The organism is Promicromonospora panici (genome assembly GCF_900608595.1).
Classification (GTDB): Bacteria; Actinomycetota; Actinomycetes; order Actinomycetales; family Cellulomonadaceae; genus Promicromonospora; species Promicromonospora panici.
The window spans coordinates 61,563-77,889 of record NZ_UWYY01000024.1; the positions used below are offsets into that span (position 1 = coordinate 61,563).

Genomic DNA, 16,327 nt, shown 5'->3' on the forward strand with positions numbered 1-16,327 from the left:
TCCCGGGTGGCACGCCGCGGCATAGTGGAAGGCGGGGTACGCATCGCGTACCCCGCCTCTCACCTGGAGCTAAGCGTCACGCCGGAAGTCCGGTCGTGATCAGGCTCACTCCGACTTGGTGACCTGGTACAGGATCGGGTCGCTGTCCCAGCCGAACACCACGTTCTCGACGGCCTCGGACCAGCCGCCCGTCGCGTTGTTGTACCACAGGGGGATGCCAGGCATGTCCTGGAACAGGATCGTCTGGGCCTCCTTGTACAGCTCGATCGCCGCGTCGGGGTCGGACTCGCCGGCGGCCTCGTCCAGCTTGGCGTCGAACTCCTCGCTCGAGTAGCCCATGTCGTTCGAGCCGGCACCCGTGCCGTAGATCGGCCCGAGGAAGTTACCCATGGCCGGGTAGTCGGCCTGCCAGCCGCCACGGAACAGGCTCTGGATCTCCTCGTTGTCACGCGCGTCGAGGAACTCGTCGAACGTGGGGTACGCGTCGAACTCGCACTGGACGCCGAGCGTGTCGCGCAGACCGTTGCAGGTCGGGTCGATCCACGACTGGTGGTCGCTGTCCGCGTTGGACGCGATGAGGATCGGCTGATCGCCGAACGGCTCGATCCCCTCGGCCTCGTCCCAGAGCCGCTTGGCCTCTTCGGGGTTGTACTCGAGCACCTCGTTGCCCTCGACGTCCTCGCTCCAGCCGTTGATGACCGGGGAGGTGAAGTCGGTGGCCGGGGTGCGCGAGCCGGAGAACACCGTCTCGGTGATCTGCTCGCGGTTGATCGCCATCGAGATGGCCTGACGGCGCAGGACACCGGCTTCGCCCTGGAACGCCTCGACGTACTCAGGAACGTTGATCACCTGGATCACCGCGGCGGGCTGGTTGACGGCACGGTCGCCCAGCTCGTCCTCGAACGTGCCGAACGCGGACGCCGGGACGTTGGTCACGATGTCCAGGTTGCCGTCGAGCAGGTCGTTGTAGGCCGAGTCCTCGTCGGTGTACGCCACCAGGTCGATGCCGCCGTTCTGCGGCGTACGCTCGCCGGGGTACGACTCGTTCGGGCGCAGCTGGATGACCGAGTTGTGCTCCCAGCTCTCCATGACGTACGGGCCGTTGCCGATCGGGTCCTCGCCGAACGCCTCGGGGTCCTCGAAGAAGGACTCGGGCAGCGGGAAGAAGGCCGAGTAGCCCAAGCGGATCGGGAAGTCGGACTCGGGCTGCGTGAGTGTCACCGTGAACTCGGTCTCACTCACGACCTCGAGGCCGGTCATCTCCTCGGCAGCCGGGTCCTCGCCGGTCGGCTCGCCCGCGTCGTCGACGGGGATCTGGACGTCCGCGAAGCCCTCGATGGGCTCGAAGAAGTAGCTCAGGTTCTGCGCGTTCGGGCCGTAGGCACCGTAGTTCCAGGCATCCACGAAGCTCTGCGCCGTCACTGGCGTGCCGTCCGTGAACTCCCAGCCGTCCTGGAGCGTGATCGTCCAGTTCTGGTTGTCCTCCGACTCGATCGACTCGGCGACCTCGTTGTGCACAACACCCTCGGCGTCGTAGTAGACCAGACCGGAGAACATGTTGGTCACGACCTTGGCGCCGAAGACCTCGTTCGTCATGGTCGGGATGATCGGGTTCTGCGGCTCGCCGTTACCGACCGAGACGATGCCGGTCGACTCGCCCTCAGCGGGGGGTTCTTCGCCGCCGCCGCCGCCACAAGCGGTCAGCACGAGCGACGTGGCCAACGCGAATGCGCCGAGCCCTACAAGTCGCTTTCGAGGTATCACGTGTCCTCCTGGGTAGCAGTTCACTCCGGTCCGGCGGTCGCCGTCCGGAGCGATGCGGGCGCTTCTTTGCGCCCCCGTGGTATCACGACCTAACGTAACCGCTCGATACAGATGGTGATGACCGCCTCACGGTAAACGCCACCGAGTTGTGACCATCTCGGTACGCAGGGGTAACACTCGGTAACAGTTCTGACCAGGTGGTTCTCACAGCCGTAACACGGGTGCGGAGAGGGCTTTCACCAGGAAATTCACCCGTTGCTCCGGTCTACTACCCGCCCGTCGTGCAGCTCCACCACCCGGTCCGCGCGCGCCATCAGCTCCGGATCGTGCGTCGAGACGACGGCGGCCACACCGCGCGCGTGCGTGACGTCGCGTAGCAGATCCATCACCACCGCCGCCGTGCCCGAGTCGAGCTGCCCGGTGGGCTCGTCGGCGAGCAGCACCTCGGGATCGGCCACGAGTGCCCGGGCGATACCCACCCTCTGCTGCTGCCCGCCGGAGAGCTCGTACGGCCGCTGCCTCGCGTGCCCGGCCAGGCCGACGGCGTCGAGCGCGTCCGTCACGCGCCGCGAACGCTCGGCCGGTGCCGTACGCCGCAGGCGCAGGGGCACCTCCACGTTCTCTGCAGCGGAGAGCACGGGCACCAGCCCGAACGACTGGAAGACGTAACCGATCCGGTCCCGCCGGGCCGTGAGCACGGCCTTCTCGCCCATCGCCGTCAGCTCGGCGTCGCCGAGCCACACGCTGCCAGACGTCGGACGGTCCAGCCCGCCCAGCAGGTTCAGCAGCGTCGTCTTGCCTGATCCGGACGGGCCGCGCACCACGAGCAGCTCACCGGCGGCCACCTCCAGGGTGGCGTCCGTCAGGGCGCGCACCTCGCCTGCACCGGTCCCGAACACCCGGGTGAGGCCCTGGGCCCGCAGCACGGTGCGGGTCTCCGTCGTCGTCATCGGTCCTCCTCGGTTCGGGTCTCGACAGGCTCGGCCGGCGGATCCGACTCGACCGCCGGGCCGGGCGCCGCCGGCCACACGCCCACGTGGTCCGCCTCCAGCGCCAGCCGCACGCGGTCGCGGAGGTCGAGCGCGTGCACGAAGTCCTGCGGCAGCTGCAGCCGGCCCACCCGGTCGAGCACCGCGAACTCCTCCGACACGTGCCGGGCCTGCCCGTGCTCGTCGGTCTCCGTACGCCGCAACGTCTCGGTGGAGGTGCGGCCGTCGCGGATCTGGATGGTGCGCGCGACGTGCTCAGACACCGTCGGGTCGTGCGTCACGATCAGGGTAGTCACGCCCGTCTCCCGGTTCACGCCACGCAGGGCCTCCAGGACCTCCACGGAGGTGGCCTCGTCGAGCTCGCCGGTCGGCTCGTCCGCGAGCAGCACGCGCGGGCTGTTGGCGACCGCGACGGCGATCGCCGTCCGCTGCTGCTCGCCGCCGGACATCTCGCCTGGCCGTCGTCCGGCCACGTGGCCGACGTCCAGCAGCTCGAGGAGCTCCTCGACGCGACGCCGCCGTTCGCGGCGGGGCAGCGCGTTGGCCAGCTCCAGCGGCAGCCGCACGTTCTCGCTCACCGTCAGGTACGGCAGCAGGTTGCGCGACGTCTGCTGCCACACGAAGCCCACCGTGGACCGCTGGTACCGCACCCGCTCCGCGTGCCCCATGGTCAGTAGGTCGGTTCCCGCCACCACGGCGGAGCCGCCCGTCGGCGTGTCCAGGCCGGAGAGGATCGTCAGCAGCGTGGACTTGCCGGAGCCGGACGCGCCGACGACGGCGACGATCTCGCCCGGGTCGACGCTCAGCGTGAGGCCCTGCAGGGCCTGCACCTCGACGCCGTCCGTGGCGAAGATCCGCACCAGGTCGCCGCACCGGATCTCGCCGCCGGCCGGACCGGCCGACGTCCGCGCGCCGCCGTCCATCAGCTCGATGGTCGTGCTCATCGGGTCTCCTTCCGAACGCCTGGGTCCGCGGTCGTCGTGTCAGTCATTGCTTCCCATCCGCAGCTGGGCGGCGACCTCGCCGCGCCGGCTCAGTGCCGCTGCGATGCCGACCGCCGCGAGCACCACCGCGACGAAGCCCGCCGCCCCGGCCCCGAGCAGCAGCGGGTCGTACTGCGGGTCGGGCTGAGTGATCCCGCCGGTCAGCGCGGTGACGTCCACCGCAGCCAGGACGAGCGACGGCACGGCCACGCCGAGCACCGCGCCCACCACGAGCGCCACCACCGCCCACGGCCCGATCTCCCACCCGACGAGCCCTCGCCCCTGGCGCGACGACAGGCCGAGCGTCTGCAGCACGGCGAGCAGCCGGGCGCGCGCCGGCGCCGCGAGCATCAGCGTCATCACGACGGCCGCCGCGCACAGCAGCCCCGCGAGCGCGACCGCCAGGACGAAGGCGATCACCAGCCCGCCGGAGACGGGTGCCGCCAGCATGGCGTCGGCCTCCTGGTCCGGGTCCTCCACCACCGCGGTGGGCAGCAGCCGCGAGATCTCGGCGGTCACCGCCGCACGATCGGCGTCGTCCGCCAGACCGACCAGGGCGAGCCGCGCGTAGCTGTTGTCGCCGGCGCTCTCGGCCAGACGGTCTGCGTCGGCGAGCACGAGCGCGCGGCCGGCGGGCAGGCCCGGCAGCTCGTCGACCACGTCGACCACATGGACGGGCACGCTGCCCTCCGACGTCACGAGCGTGCCGCCCGGGCTACCCACCCCGACGCCCGGACCGGCCGCCGCGCGGGTGAGGATCACCGGCACCGCGCCTTCCGGCCCGCCTGGTCCGGCCAGCCCCCGGAGGGTCGCGGGGGCGCCGGCGACGTCCTCCTGGGCGGTCGCGAGCGCCGCCGCATCCGCCGTGTACACCTCCGTGCGGCGCGACGTCGACTGCTCCCGCAGCACGCCGTCGCCCACCGCGGCCACCGGTGAGACCGCCTCGACCCCGTCGAGCGCGGTGATCTTCTCAGCCGCGGGTGCGTCGACCAGGGGGCCGGAGATGCGCAGGTCGGCACCGGTGGCGCGCCAGGCCTCCCGGACGATGCCGCCGGAGACCGTCGAGTACAGCACGGCGGACGTCGCCGCGATCGCCACGGCCAGGACGAGCGCCACCGCCGGGACCGGACCGCCGGCCGGATCGCGCGTTGCGCGTGCGGCGCCGAGGAACGGGACCAGGTCGCGCCGCGGTGCTAGCGCCCGCTCGACGGCGAGGGTGAGCCACGGATAGGCGCGCACCGCGAGCAGGGTGAGCGCGAGGGAGACCAGCAGCGGCGCTGCGGCCACGAGCGGGTCGACGCCGGTGCCCGCGCCCGAACCCGCCACGACCCCGCGGGAGAGCAACAGCCAGGTGGCGAGGGCCGCGCTCGCGACCACGAGCACCTCCAGGATCCTACGCACACGGCTGCGCGAGCGTGGCGCGAGATCTGCCCGGGTGGGGCGCAGACCGGCGGGCGAGGTGGCGAGCGCGAGGGCAGCCGCCGGCGCGAGGCCCGCGGCGAGGGCGAGCGCGACCTGGCTCACGGTGACCGGCGCGTCCAGGCCGAACCCGGCCGAGACCGCGAGCCCGGCGGCGAACCCGGCCGCCGCCGATCCGAGCCCGACGACGAGCCCCTCGCCGCCCATGAGCAGGCGGAGCTGCGTGCCGGAGGCCCCGCGGGCGCGCAGCAGGGCGAGCGCCGTCCGACGCCGGTCCACCACGAGCCGGGCGCCGAGGGCCAGCACGGCGACGGTGGCACCGAGCGGTCCGACGGCGAGGACAGCGACTATGGCATCGACGCCGGTGCGCTGCGCGAGCAGCCTCTCCAGGATCTCGCCGAGGCGGCTGCTGGGCCTCAGCTGGATCGGCGAGGGGTCGCCGGGCGCGGCCTCGACGAGGAACGTCTTGGCCGACTGGCCGTTGATCTGGGACAGGAGCGTCGGCACCTCCGCGGCGGTGACGCCGCCGGTGCTGACCGGGTACCAGACGCGGGTCTCGGCCATCCCGAGCGTCAGCGGGGTGATCATGGCCGGATCCACGTAAACGGCCGCGGTGCCGATCAGGCCGCCGTTCGGGGTGAGGATGATCGACGGCCGCGCGGCCAGGCCGTGGTGGAGCCAGTAGTCGGCGTTCGGGTCGCCGGTCTCGAAGATCCCGGTCACGACGAGGGTCTCGTAGCGCTCGGCCAGGGCCACGATGCCCGCACCTCCCAGGGTGTCGTACCGCCCGCCGAGCTCCCAGCCGTACCGGTCGGCGACAACGCGCGAGACGGCGACCTCGACGGGCGGGGCCGGCTCCTCCGGCCTGGTCGGAGAGCCCATCCCGTCGTCCGCGAAGACAGGACCCGGCGTCGCCTCGGGCCAGCGGCCCTCGACGAGCTCGCCGTGCTCGGCCACGTCGGTGGCCGCCCGGAGGAAGACCTTGGCCTGGGAGAGCCGGGAGCCGGGCGTCGGGTCGGTGTATGCCTCGTCGGTGGAGGTCACGTGGAAGCGCGGGGCGCCCATCGTCGAGCGCAGCGGCTCCGGGGTCTCGGCCCGCACGGTGTCCAAGTTGGCAAGGAACGGCGCCCAGTCCGGCTCGGCCGGCACGCCGCCGCCTGCGAGTCCTGCGTCCGGGTCGTAGTACATCCCGTCCGTCGGCTGCCCCGGGGTCGCCCCGACTACCGAGATCACGTCGCGGGACAGGCCCGAGGCCTCGGCGGTCTCGTAGGCGACCTGGTCGGCGTGCATGGTCTCGACGGCCCGCGGCGCCGTCGAGAGCACACCCGCTGCGAGGAACGCGACCACGCCGAGCGTCGCCGTCGCGCCCCAGGACGTGCGCAGCTGCCGCCGCGCGAGCAGCCCGAGCCCGGACATCGCCCCCATCAGCGGACCTCCTCGCGGTAGGTGGTGTCGCGGGCCTGCGCGGCCACGCGCCCGCCGACCCCGATCGCGACCAGCACGAGCCCGGCCAGGGCGGCGGCGACGACCAGGCCGGTGCCCGCGGTCTCGACGACGAACCGGGCGGGTGGGGCCGCGTCGATGCCAGTGAGCGTCGCGGCGGCTAGGCCGCCCACGGTGAACCGTGCGACCGCCCACCCGGCAACGGCCCCTACGACGAGCGCCACGAGGCCGACGGCGATCAGCTCGGCGGTCCGGGCACGCGCCTGTGCGGCGGGGCCGAGCCCGACCGCGCGCAGCACGATGACCTCGCCGCGCCGGTCGCGCAGCGTCGCCACGGCGACCGCGAGCACGCCCGCCAGCGCGAGCACCGTCGCGCCCGCGGCGGCGAGCCAGAACGAGACGCGCACCGGGACTCCGCTGTCGGTCGAGCCGTAGCCGGGGACGGTGACGGTCGGCTGCTCGCGGCTGCTCGCCGCGGTGGTCTCGGCCTCGGCGGTGGCCTCCTGCGCGAGGCGTGCCACCGCGCCGGCGGGTGCGGCGGCGCCGGGCGGACCGGCGGCCAGCCAGACCTCGCTGGTCATGAGCGGCGCGCTCACCTCGCGGACCAGCGCGGCTGCGAGCGCTCCCCGGTCCAGCAGGGCAGCGTACGGTTCGAGCGCGCCGGGCACCGTGTCCGATGTCGCGACGGCGACCACAGGCAGCCGGGTCCCGCTGAGCGTGACCTCGAAGGTGTCGCCTGGGGCGACGTCCAGCGCGTCGGCCAGGGACGACGACGCCAGCAGCGGGACCGGCCCGGCGGCGGGCGTCGTCAGGAGGCGCAGCCTGCTGGCTCCTGACGTGCCGTCGCCGAGCGGCATGGTCAGTTCGGCCCCGCCGGATGACGCGTCCGGGTTCAGCTCCAGACCGTCAGCACCGTCCAGCGTCTCGGACGGGGTCCACCCGGCGACTGCCACGGGCTCACCGCCCGCGGTCAGGCCCTTCAGGGAGAGCGTCGCCTCGGCCATCGACCAGCCGGGTGTCGTGTCGAGGTCCAGGGCGGCGACCCGCCACGCCTGGCCCTCCGGCGGCGCCGGGACCTGGCCGGACAGCTCGTGCGTCGTCGTGTCCTCGCCGAGCGTGCCGCCGGTGCCGTCGCCCTCGACCAGCTGCCCGAGCTCGACGGTCGTGAGCGTCCCGTCGGGCGCGGCGAGCACCAGGGACACGTCGAACTGGTGCGCCGGGGCTCCCGCCTGCACGTTCAGGTCGATGGTCTGGCTGATCCGGCCGCTCATGGTCAGCGCGACGTCGCGGGCGCCGTCGGGCAGGGCGGGCGCCTCGGCGAGCCCCTCGCTCGCCAGGTCCTGGCCCAGCTGCCCGACGTCGAGCACCTCCGCGGGCGCGCGCACCACGTGCGACACCGCCGCCGCGGGCACGGCGAGCAGCGTAACCGGACGACTGTCGGAATAGGCGGTGCCGGACAGCACGGGCACCGCCGCGGCGGCCGCGGCACCCGGACCCTGCCCGCCCGGCAGGTAGGGCGCCGGGTCGAGGGTCCCGCTCTCGGGTGCGACGACCCGCACGTCCGCGCCGTTGGCGAGCACGTCGACGTCGGCCCGCAGGCGTTCCGCCGTGCCCGCGTACCCGCCGGCCAGGCTCGCCGCCCCGCCCGCGAGCACGAGCAGGACCACCGGCACGACGTACACGACGAGCCGCCGCGCGACCTGCCGCGCCGCCAGCGGCCCGCCGGCGCCTCGCGACCGCCCGGCCAGACCCGCCCACAGGCGCGTGGCCGGGCCGAGCACCGCCATCGCCGCCACGGCGAGCGCGGCCAGCGCGAGGGCCGGCGCGGCGGCGGCCGCCGGGTCGGTGCGCGGGCCGTCGGGGGTGGTCAGGAGGGGCGAGCCGTAGCGCAGCAGCTGGGTCACGCTCACCGCCGCGGCGGCCACGGTCAGCACGACGGTGCCGAGGGCCGCCACCTGGCGCACGCGTCCCGAGCGGTCGGTCACCTGCCGGCGCACCGCCGCCTGGGCCTGCAGGGCTGCGACCAGCACGAGCGTCGCCGTCGCCACGACGGCCACCGCGAGGGCCACGACCAGGGGCGTCACGACGGAGACGGCGGCACCGGCGTCGGTACGCGCGACGATCCGGAGCGCGCCCCATGCGGCGCCGCCGCCCGCCGCCGCGGCGGTCAGCGCCAGCAGGGCGCCCTCCACGGCGGCGGCCGCCGTGACCGTGCCCGGCGCGGCGCCCCGCGAGACGAGCAGCGCCACCTCGCCCTCGCGGGTGGCGGCGAGCAGTCGCGCGACCTGGACGAGCGCGACCAGGCCCACGAGTGCCAGCAGGCACAACGGCACCAGGGCCACGGCGTCCGCCGCGCGCAGGGCGGCACCGAGATCGGCGGCAGTGGTGGAGAGCGTGCCGGAGACGGTCAGGCCGCGGGGCGCCACGGTGGTGTCCTCCCCCAGGGTGGACTCGACCTCGCCGGTGAGCGCCGCCAGTGCGGGCAGCTCCGCGGGGGTGAGCGCTGCGTCGTCGGGCACCACCGTCCAGCGAGCGAACGGGTCGGTGTCCAGGCCGGCCATGACCTCCTGACTCACTACCACCGGGCCCGGATAGGCCCCGTCCGTGCCGGTCAGCGTCACGGGGTCGCCGAGCCAGACGGCGTCGTCCGCGTCGGTGACCTGCCAGGTCGCGGCGACGGTGACCGGCGTGCCGGTGGCCGTGGGGCGCTCGGGGTCGACGCCCAGGCGGACCGTGTCGCCGACGGCCAGCCCGGCCGCCTCCGCGGCGTCCGCCTGCACCGCCGCCTCGTCCTGGCCCGCGGGCCAGGCCCCGTCCACCACGGTGACGCTCTCGGCGCCCGCGCCGGCCAGTGCTTCGGCACGCGACGGAGCGGGCAGCAGGGCCAGGGTCCAGCGGCCCAGGTCCTGCCCCTCGCCGTCCGTCGTGTACTGCGGCTCGGTCCGCACGTCGTAGGCGACCTGGTGCGGCACGCCGTCGAGCAGCTCGGCGAGCACCTGCTGGACCTGCGCGTCCTGGGTGTCCGCCTCGGAGCCCTCCGCGAGGCGGGCGGCGAGCTGCAGCGCGCGGCCGGACGGATCGGCCGCGGCCGTCCCGTCGCGGGCGCCCGCGGTGGCGGCGGCCTGCGTCCAGCCGACGGTGATCCCGAGGGCGCCCGTCAGGACCGCGACGAGCAGCCACACGAGCGCGAGCAGCCCGCGGTGCGCCGTCGACCGGCGGGCAAGGAGGGTGGCTCGACTCACGGGCTCAAACTAGCCCGCCTCTGTGACACCCACGACGAAATTGTGGCGCCCGGAGCAAATATCTGACCCGGCCCCGATGCCGGCAGGACCTCACCGCGTGATTGTGCCCGGAACTCACGTGAGTTCCGGGCACAATCACGCAGTGGGCGCCGCCACTCCGAGGGTGCGCGGTTGTGCCCGGAAGTCGGGCAGGATCCGGGCACAATCGCTCGGTGAGCGCGCAGCGCGGGTCGGTCAGCGCATTCCGGACGGGATGTACGGGCGCTCCGTGGCGCCCGTGTATACCTGGCGCGGGCGGCCGATCTTGGTCTGCGGGTCCTTGATCATCTCGCGCCACTGCGCGATCCAGCCGGGCATGCGGCCCAGCGCGAACAGCGGCGTGAACATGGCCGGCTCGAAGCCCATGGCCTTGTAGATGAGGCCCGTGTAGAAGTCGACGTTCGGGTACAGCTTGCGCTCCACGAAGTAGTCGTCCGAGAGAGCGATCTCCTCCAGGCCGCGCGCGATGTCGAGCAGCTCGTCCTTGGCGCCGAGCTTGTCGAGCACCTCGTCGGCGGACTTCTTCACGATCGCCGCGCGCGGGTCGTAGGACTTGTAGACGCGGTGGCCGAAGCCCATCAGCCGCACGCCGTCCTGCTTGTTCTTGACCTTTTCCATAAAGGTCTCGACCGTCTCGCCACCCGAGCGGATCTTCTCGAGCATGGTCAGCACCGCCTCGTTCGCACCGCCGTGCGCCGGGCCGGACAGCGCGTTCACGCCCGCCGCCACTGATGCGTACAGGGTCGCGTTGGACGAGCCGACGACGCGCACCGTGGACGTCGAGCAGTTCTGCTCGTGGTCCGCGTGCAGCACGAGCAGCTTCTCCAGGGCGTCCACGATCATCGGGTCGGCCTCGTAGGCCTCGTACGGCGTCGCGAACGTCATGCGCAGGAAGTCCTCGACGTAGCCGCGCGAGTAGTCCGGGTACAGCAGCGGCTCGCCCACGCGGCGACGGTGCAGGTAGGACGTGATGGTCCGCGTCTTCGCGAGCAGCAGCACGGTGGCCAGGTCGACCTGCTCGTCGTCGGCCGGGTCGAGCGACTCCGGGTAGAACGTGGACAGCGCGTTCACCGCGGACGCGAGCACGGCCATCGGGTGCGCGTTCCGGGGGAAGGTGCCCATGAACGTGCGGAAGTCCTCGTGCACCAGGGTGTGGCGGTTGACCCGCTCGGTGAACGAGTCCAGCTCCGACGGGCTCGGCAGCTCGCCGTAGATCAGCAGGTAGGCGACCTCGAGGAAGCCCGACCCGGCCGCCAGCTGGTCGATCGGGTACCCGCGGTAGCGCAGGATGCCGGCGTCGCCGTCGATATACGTGATCGCCGACTCGCAAGAGGCCGTGTTCATGAAGCCCGGATCAACCGTGACCAGACCTGTGTCCTTGAGCAGTGACGACACCACAATGCCGTCGTTGCCCTCGCTCGCGGCGACGACAGGCAGGGTGTGAGTGGTTCCGTTGACGGCGAGCTCGACGCGGCTCGAGCCGTCCACCGGTGTGGAGGTCATGTCTTCCTTCCTGAATGGCGCACGAGGGACGCTGCTGTGAAGAAAGCTGACGGGCAGCGTCGACCTGGGGCACGACAGTATCGCGCCTTGCTCTCGTTTTTCCAATCCTTCGGTCAAGCCTCTGTGAGACGTGACACAGCATCGGCAATCTGCGCGTCAGTGGAGGTCAGTGCCACGCGCGTGTGCTTGTCATCGCCGTACAAATGCCCGGGCGCGGTGAGAATGCCGCGTTCCGCGAACCATTCTGCTATCTGCAGACCGGAACGGCCGTCCGGGGCAGCGGTCCAGAGATATAAACCCGCCCCCGACTCGTCCACGACGAAACCCGCGGTGGCGATCGCCGCGGCGAGCACCTTGCGCCGGGCGCCGTAGATCTCCCGCTGGACGGCGACGTGCTCGTCGTCGGACAGCGCCGCCGTCATCGCCGCCTGCACCGGGGCAGGCACGATGAGGCCGAGGTGCTTGCGGGTCTGCGTAAGGTCGGCGATCACCGCGGCGTCGCCCGCCAGGAACGCGGCCCGGTAGCCCGCGATGCTGGACTGCTTCGACAGGGAGTACGCAGCGAGCAGGCCCTGGTGCGAACCCCCGCACACGCGCGGGTCGAGGACAGACGGGACGCCGCCCCGGCCCGTCTCAGGATCGCGGGGATGGTCCCACGCCAGCTCGGCGTAGCACTCGTCGGAGACGACGACGGCGCCGATGGCGCGCGCAGCCTCGACCACCTCACGCAGGGCCTCGACACCCAGCACCCGGCCCGTCGGGTTCCCCGGCGAGTTGACCCACACCATGCGCACGTCGTCACGGCCGGCCCAGTCGGCGACGTCGTCCGTCGCGAGCGGGGTGGCTCCCGCCGCCCGGATGCCCGCCACGTAGGTCGGGTAGGCGACGGAGGGGTGCACCACCACGTCGCCCGGGCCGAGGTGCAGCAGCGAGGGCAGCAGGCCCACCAGCTCCTTGGAGCCGATGGTCGGCAGCACCGCGGCGGGGTCGAGGCCGGGCACGCCGCGGCGTCGGGCGAACCAGTCCGCGACGGCCTGGCGCAGCGCGGGCGTACCCGCGGTCATCGGGTAGCCCGGCGCGTTCGACGCCGCTTCGAGCGCGTGCCGCACGACGTCGGGTGTCGGGTCCACGGGCGTACCCATGGAGAGGTCGACCAGGCCACCCGGGTGGGACTTCGCCGTCGCCGTGATGCCGGCGATCGAGTCCCAGGGGTAGGGCAGGTCTGAGAGGTCGTGCAGACCCACGTCAGGCCTGGGGCGGGAGGGCCGCGATCATCGGGTCATCCTTCTCGATGACGCCCATCTTCGCGGCGCCGCCGGGCGAGCCCAGGTCGTCGAAGAACTCGACGTTGGCGCGGTAGTAGTCCTTCCACTCATCGGGGACGTCGTCCTCGTAGTAGATGGCCTCCACCGGGCAGACCGGCTCGCAGGCGCCGCAGTCGACGCACTCGTCCGGGTGGATGTACAGGGAGCGGCTGCCCTCGTAGATGCAGTCCACGGGACACTCCTCGATGCACGCCCGGTCCTTGACGTCGACGCACGGCTGAGCGATCACGTAGGTCACTTCGAGGGTGTCCTTCCACTTCCGGACTGAGGATCATGCATAGGCAGACCGCGGGACGGGCCCTGCGGCGCGATCCTAGTATCTCCCGGGAGACGCGCAGATCCCCACCGGTCTCACGCAGCGGAAAGAGAACCGACGTGACATTCGCTACACCGCCCGCCCCGGAGGGTGGCTGGCGTGCCCTCCGGCCCGGCACACGAGTGGTGGTCCGGCGCCGGCTGGCGCCGTCCGGCCCCGTCGTGTCCGACGGCGGCACGGCCCACCGCTGGACGGATCTGATCGGTTTCGTCGTGGAAGTGTCCGACGCCGGACTGCGGCTGCGCACCGATCCTGCACCCGGTCGCGGGGACCCGCAGGAAGTCGATGTGGCAGCCGCCGAGATAGCGGCCGCCAAGCCGGTCCCGCCGCGGCCGGTCAGGCGTTCTGGTCCACCCAGATGACGCCCGTCGGGCACATGCTCATCGCCTCCTGCACCGCGAAGTCGAGCTCGGCGGCCGGGCGCTCGTCGAGCAGGATGACCCGGTCGTCGTCGTCCTGCCCGAACACGTCAGGTGCGAGCAGGGCACACTGGCCGGCGCCACAGCAGGCGTCACGGTCCACGTTGATCTTCATGGACCCACTCTCCCCACCCCAGGGCCAGTTCACCTAATCGGCCAGGCGCCTCCGGGCGCCGAACGTAGGAGTAGTCGTCCTCTCAGCGGCGAGAGTGCGACTACTCCTACGTTCGACGGATCACCTATCCAGTCAGGCGGTCAGGCGTTCGCCACCAGGCCCAGTTCCGCCACGCTTGCCAGGTGCCGGTGCTTCGGCACGATCCGGACCGTGTAGCCGAACGGGCCGGACGTGTCCAGGTCGACCTCGCCGCCGAACGCGTGCCGCCCCGCCTCGTACGTCTCGGCCAGGGCGAGCGGCTCGGCGGTGAACTCGTCGATGACGTCGGCCTCGGTGACCCGGCCGTGCACGACCTGCACGTCGACGTCGTCGGGCGACAGCGCGCCGAGCGAGACGTACGCCCGCACCCTGAGGCGGTCGCCGACCTGCACGGCCTCACCGATGCCGGCGGACTCCACGTGGTCCACCCGAACCTGGGGCCACGCGCCCCGCACGTGGGCCTTCCAGCCCGCCAGGTCCTTCGCGGCGGCGAAGCTGTCGGCCGCGAGCAGCCGACCCGCCTCGGCCGCAGGGGCGTACAGCCCGTGCACGTACTCCGAGACCATGCGCGTGGCCTGCACCTTCGGGCCCAGCGTTGCGAGCGTGTGCCGCACCATCTCGAGCCAGCGGCCCGGCACGCCGTCGGTCCGGTCGTAGAACGCGGGCGCCACCTGGGACTCCACCAGGTCGTACAGCGCGGCGGCCTCCAGGTCGTCCCGGCGGTCGGCGTCCTCGACGCCGTCGGCCGTGGGGATCCCCCAGCCGTTCTCACCGTCGTACCACTCGGCCCACCAGCCGTCCTCGATCGAGAGGTTCAGGCCGCCGTTGAGCGCGGACTTCATGCCCGACGTGCCCGAGGCCTCGAGCGGCCGCAGCGGGTTGTTCAGCCAGACGTCGCAGCCCGGGTACAGCGACTGCGCCATGCCGATGTCGTAGTTCGGCAGGAAGACGATGCGGTGCCGCACCTCCGGGTCGTCGGCGAACCGGACGAGCTGCTGGATCAGCCGCTTGCCGGAGTCGTCGGCCGGGTGCGACTTGCCCGCCACGACCAGTTGCACGGGCCGCTCCGGGTGCAGCAGGAGCGCCTTCAGCCGGGCGGTGTCGCGCAGCATGAGCGTGAGCCGCTTGTAGGTCGGCACCCGGCGGGCGAATCCGATGGTCAGCACGTCGGGCGACAGGACGTCGTCGACCCAGCCGAGCTCGGCCGGGGACGCCCCGCGCTCGCGCCACGACGCGTAGACGCGGCGGCGGGCCTCGGTCACGAGCTCGCCGCGCATCTCGCCGCGCAGGGCCCATAGCTCGGCGTCGGACACCCGGCTCGTGTCCAGCCAGTGCCCCGAGGCCTCGGGCGCCGTGATCTCGTCCAGGCCCATCCGCTCCGCCTCGACGGCCGCGAGCCGCGGCGCGACCCAGGTGGGCGAGTGCACGCCGTTGGTGACCGACGTGATCGGCACCTCGCGCGGGTCGAACCCGGGCCACAGGCCCTCGAACATCTCCCGCGAGACCTGGCCGTGCAGCAGCGACACACCGTTCGCGCGGCCGCCGAGCCGCAGGCCCATCACGGCCATGTTGAACACGGTGGGGTCACCGCCGTCGTAGTCCTCGGAGCCGAGAGCCAGCACGCTCTCCAGCGGCACGCCTTCCATCGTGTTGTCGCCGCCGAAGTAGGCGGTGACCAGGTCCTTCGGGAACCGGTCGATGCCGGCGGGCACGGGCGTGTGGGTGGTGAACACCGTGGCGGCGCGCACCGCCTCGTGCGCCTCGCCGATGCTCAGTCCCGACCCGACGAGCTCCCGGATCCGCTCGACCCCGAGGAAGCCCGCGTGGCCCTCGTTGGTGTGATAGACCTCCGGCTCCGGCGCGCCGGTGAGCCGCGACCAGGCGCGCAGTGCGCGCACGCCGCCCACGCCGAGCAACAGCTCCTGCTGCAGGCGGTGCTCGCCGCCACCCCCGTAGAGGCGGTCGGTCACCTTGCGGGCGGCCTCGTCGTTCTCGGGCACGTTCGAGTCGAGCAGCAGCAGCGGCACCCGGCCGACGGCGGCGACCCAGACGTGCGCGTGCAGCGTGCGGCCGCCCGGCAGGTCGAGGGAGATGCCGACGGGTGTGCCGTCCTCCTCCCGCAGCACCGCGAGCGGCAGGCCGTCCGGGTCGAGGAGCGGGTAGGTCTCCACCTGCCAGGCGTCGCGGGTCAGCGACTGCCGGAAGTAGCCGGCGCCGTACAGCAGGCCCACGCCCACGATGGGCACACCCATGTCGGACGCGCTCTTCAGATGGTCACCGGCCAGGATGCCGAGGCCGCCCGAGTACTGCGGCAGCACCGAGGTGATGCCGAACTCCGGCGAGAAGTAGGCGATGGCGCGCGGCAGCTCGCCACCGGATCCCGCAGCCTGGCGCTGGTACCACCGCGGGTCGCGCAGGTAGCGCTGCAGGTCCTCGGACGCCGCACGCACCCGGCCCGTGAACTCGTCGGAGGCCGCGAGCGCCTCGAGGCGCTCGGACCCGAGCGCCGCGAGCAGTGCGACGGGGTCGCCCCGGACATCGGACCAGAGCTCCGGATCGATGCTCGCGAACAGCTCGCGCGTGGGCGCGTGCCAGGACCAGCGAAGGTTCTGGGCCAGCTCGTCGAGCGCTGCGAGCTGCTCGGGGAGGACCGTGCGGACGGTGAATCTGCGGATCGCTCTCACCGGCAGAACACTACGCACATGTCCGGGCGAACACACCTCCCGGGTTG

General features: G+C 72.7%; 11 protein-coding genes. 1 reads left to right on the plus strand and 10 read right to left on the minus strand.

Going from position 1 to position 16,327, the window contains the following annotated elements:
- Positions 1-105: 105 nt before the first annotated feature.
- The 8 genes from EW117_RS24420 to fdxA all read right to left on the minus strand — a co-directional run bounded on the left by EW117_RS24420 (position 106) and on the right by fdxA (position 12,945).
- Positions 106-1,764, minus strand: coding sequence for a peptide ABC transporter substrate-binding protein (locus EW117_RS24420; protein ID WP_129789333.1), 1,659 nt, complete (start codon positions 1,762-1,764; stop codon positions 106-108).
- Between the two features lie 248 nt (positions 1,765-2,012).
- Complete coding sequence (locus EW117_RS24425; protein WP_129789334.1) at positions 2,013-2,714, minus strand: ABC transporter ATP-binding protein; 702 nt, start codon at positions 2,712-2,714, stop codon at positions 2,013-2,015.
- On the minus strand, positions 2,711-3,697 hold the full coding sequence (locus EW117_RS24430) for an ABC transporter ATP-binding protein (RefSeq protein ID WP_422891553.1): 987 nt from the start codon (positions 3,695-3,697) through the stop codon (positions 2,711-2,713). Before EW117_RS24430 ends, EW117_RS24425 begins: the two co-directional genes overlap by 4 nt.
- A gap of 39 nt (positions 3,698-3,736) precedes the next feature.
- Positions 3,737-6,580, minus strand: a complete 2,844-nt coding sequence (locus tag EW117_RS24435; RefSeq protein ID WP_129789335.1) for an FtsX-like permease family protein — start codon at positions 6,578-6,580, stop codon at positions 3,737-3,739.
- Positions 6,580-9,840, minus strand: coding sequence for an FtsX-like permease family protein (locus EW117_RS24440; RefSeq protein WP_129789336.1), 3,261 nt, complete (start codon positions 9,838-9,840; stop codon positions 6,580-6,582). Before EW117_RS24440 ends, EW117_RS24435 begins: the two co-directional genes overlap by 1 nt.
- Positions 9,841-10,074: 234 nt before the next feature.
- A complete protein-coding gene (locus EW117_RS24445) occupies positions 10,075-11,382 on the minus strand; it encodes a citrate synthase (RefSeq protein WP_129789337.1) in 1,308 nt (435 codons plus the stop codon).
- A 113-nt stretch (positions 11,383-11,495) separates the two neighbouring features.
- A complete protein-coding gene (gene dapC / locus EW117_RS24450) occupies positions 11,496-12,626 on the minus strand; it encodes a succinyldiaminopimelate transaminase (protein ID WP_129789338.1) in 1,131 nt (376 codons plus the stop codon).
- Between the two features lies 1 nt (position 12,627).
- The gene (fdxA, locus tag EW117_RS24455) at positions 12,628-12,945 is read right to left on the minus strand and encodes a ferredoxin (protein WP_020017584.1); all 318 of its coding nucleotides are present in this window, start codon (positions 12,943-12,945) and stop codon (positions 12,628-12,630) included.
- A gap of 35 nt (positions 12,946-12,980) precedes the next feature.
- Between fdxA and EW117_RS30700 the strand changes: the two genes are divergently transcribed.
- Positions 12,981-13,385, plus strand: coding sequence for a DUF6725 family protein (locus tag EW117_RS30700; protein WP_340641113.1), 405 nt, complete (start codon positions 12,981-12,983; stop codon positions 13,383-13,385).
- Here the strand turns inward: EW117_RS30700 and EW117_RS24465 are convergent.
- A complete protein-coding gene (locus EW117_RS24465; protein ID WP_129789340.1) occupies positions 13,360-13,557 on the minus strand; it encodes a ferredoxin in 198 nt (65 codons plus the stop codon). The two genes, EW117_RS30700 and EW117_RS24465, sit on opposite strands and share 26 nt — an antisense overlap.
- Before the next feature lie 140 nt (positions 13,558-13,697).
- On the minus strand, positions 13,698-16,280 hold the full coding sequence (gene glgP, locus EW117_RS24470) for an alpha-glucan family phosphorylase (protein WP_129789341.1): 2,583 nt from the start codon (positions 16,278-16,280) through the stop codon (positions 13,698-13,700).
- Between the last annotated feature and the right edge of the window lie 47 nt (positions 16,281-16,327).

What these genes read in the sequence shown, in the direction of transcription:
- EW117_RS24425 (WP_129789334.1), bottom strand. Translation starts at nt 2,714, where the DNA reads ATGACGACGACGGAGACCCGCACCGTGCTGCGGGCCCAGGGCCTCACC.
- EW117_RS24430 (WP_422891553.1), bottom strand. Translation starts at nt 3,697, where the DNA reads ATGAGCACGACCATCGAGCTGATGGACGGCGGCGCGCGGACGTCGGCC.
- EW117_RS24435 (WP_129789335.1), bottom strand. Translation starts at nt 6,580, where the DNA reads ATGGGGGCGATGTCCGGGCTCGGGCTGCTCGCGCGGCGGCAGCTGCGC.
- EW117_RS24445 (WP_129789337.1), bottom strand. Translation starts at nt 11,382, where the DNA reads ATGACCTCCACACCGGTGGACGGCTCGAGCCGCGTCGAGCTCGCCGTC.
- EW117_RS30700 (WP_340641113.1), top strand. Translation starts at nt 12,981, where the DNA reads ATGCATAGGCAGACCGCGGGACGGGCCCTGCGGCGCGATCCTAGTATC.
- EW117_RS24465 (WP_129789340.1), bottom strand. Translation starts at nt 13,557, where the DNA reads ATGAAGATCAACGTGGACCGTGACGCCTGCTGTGGCGCCGGCCAGTGT.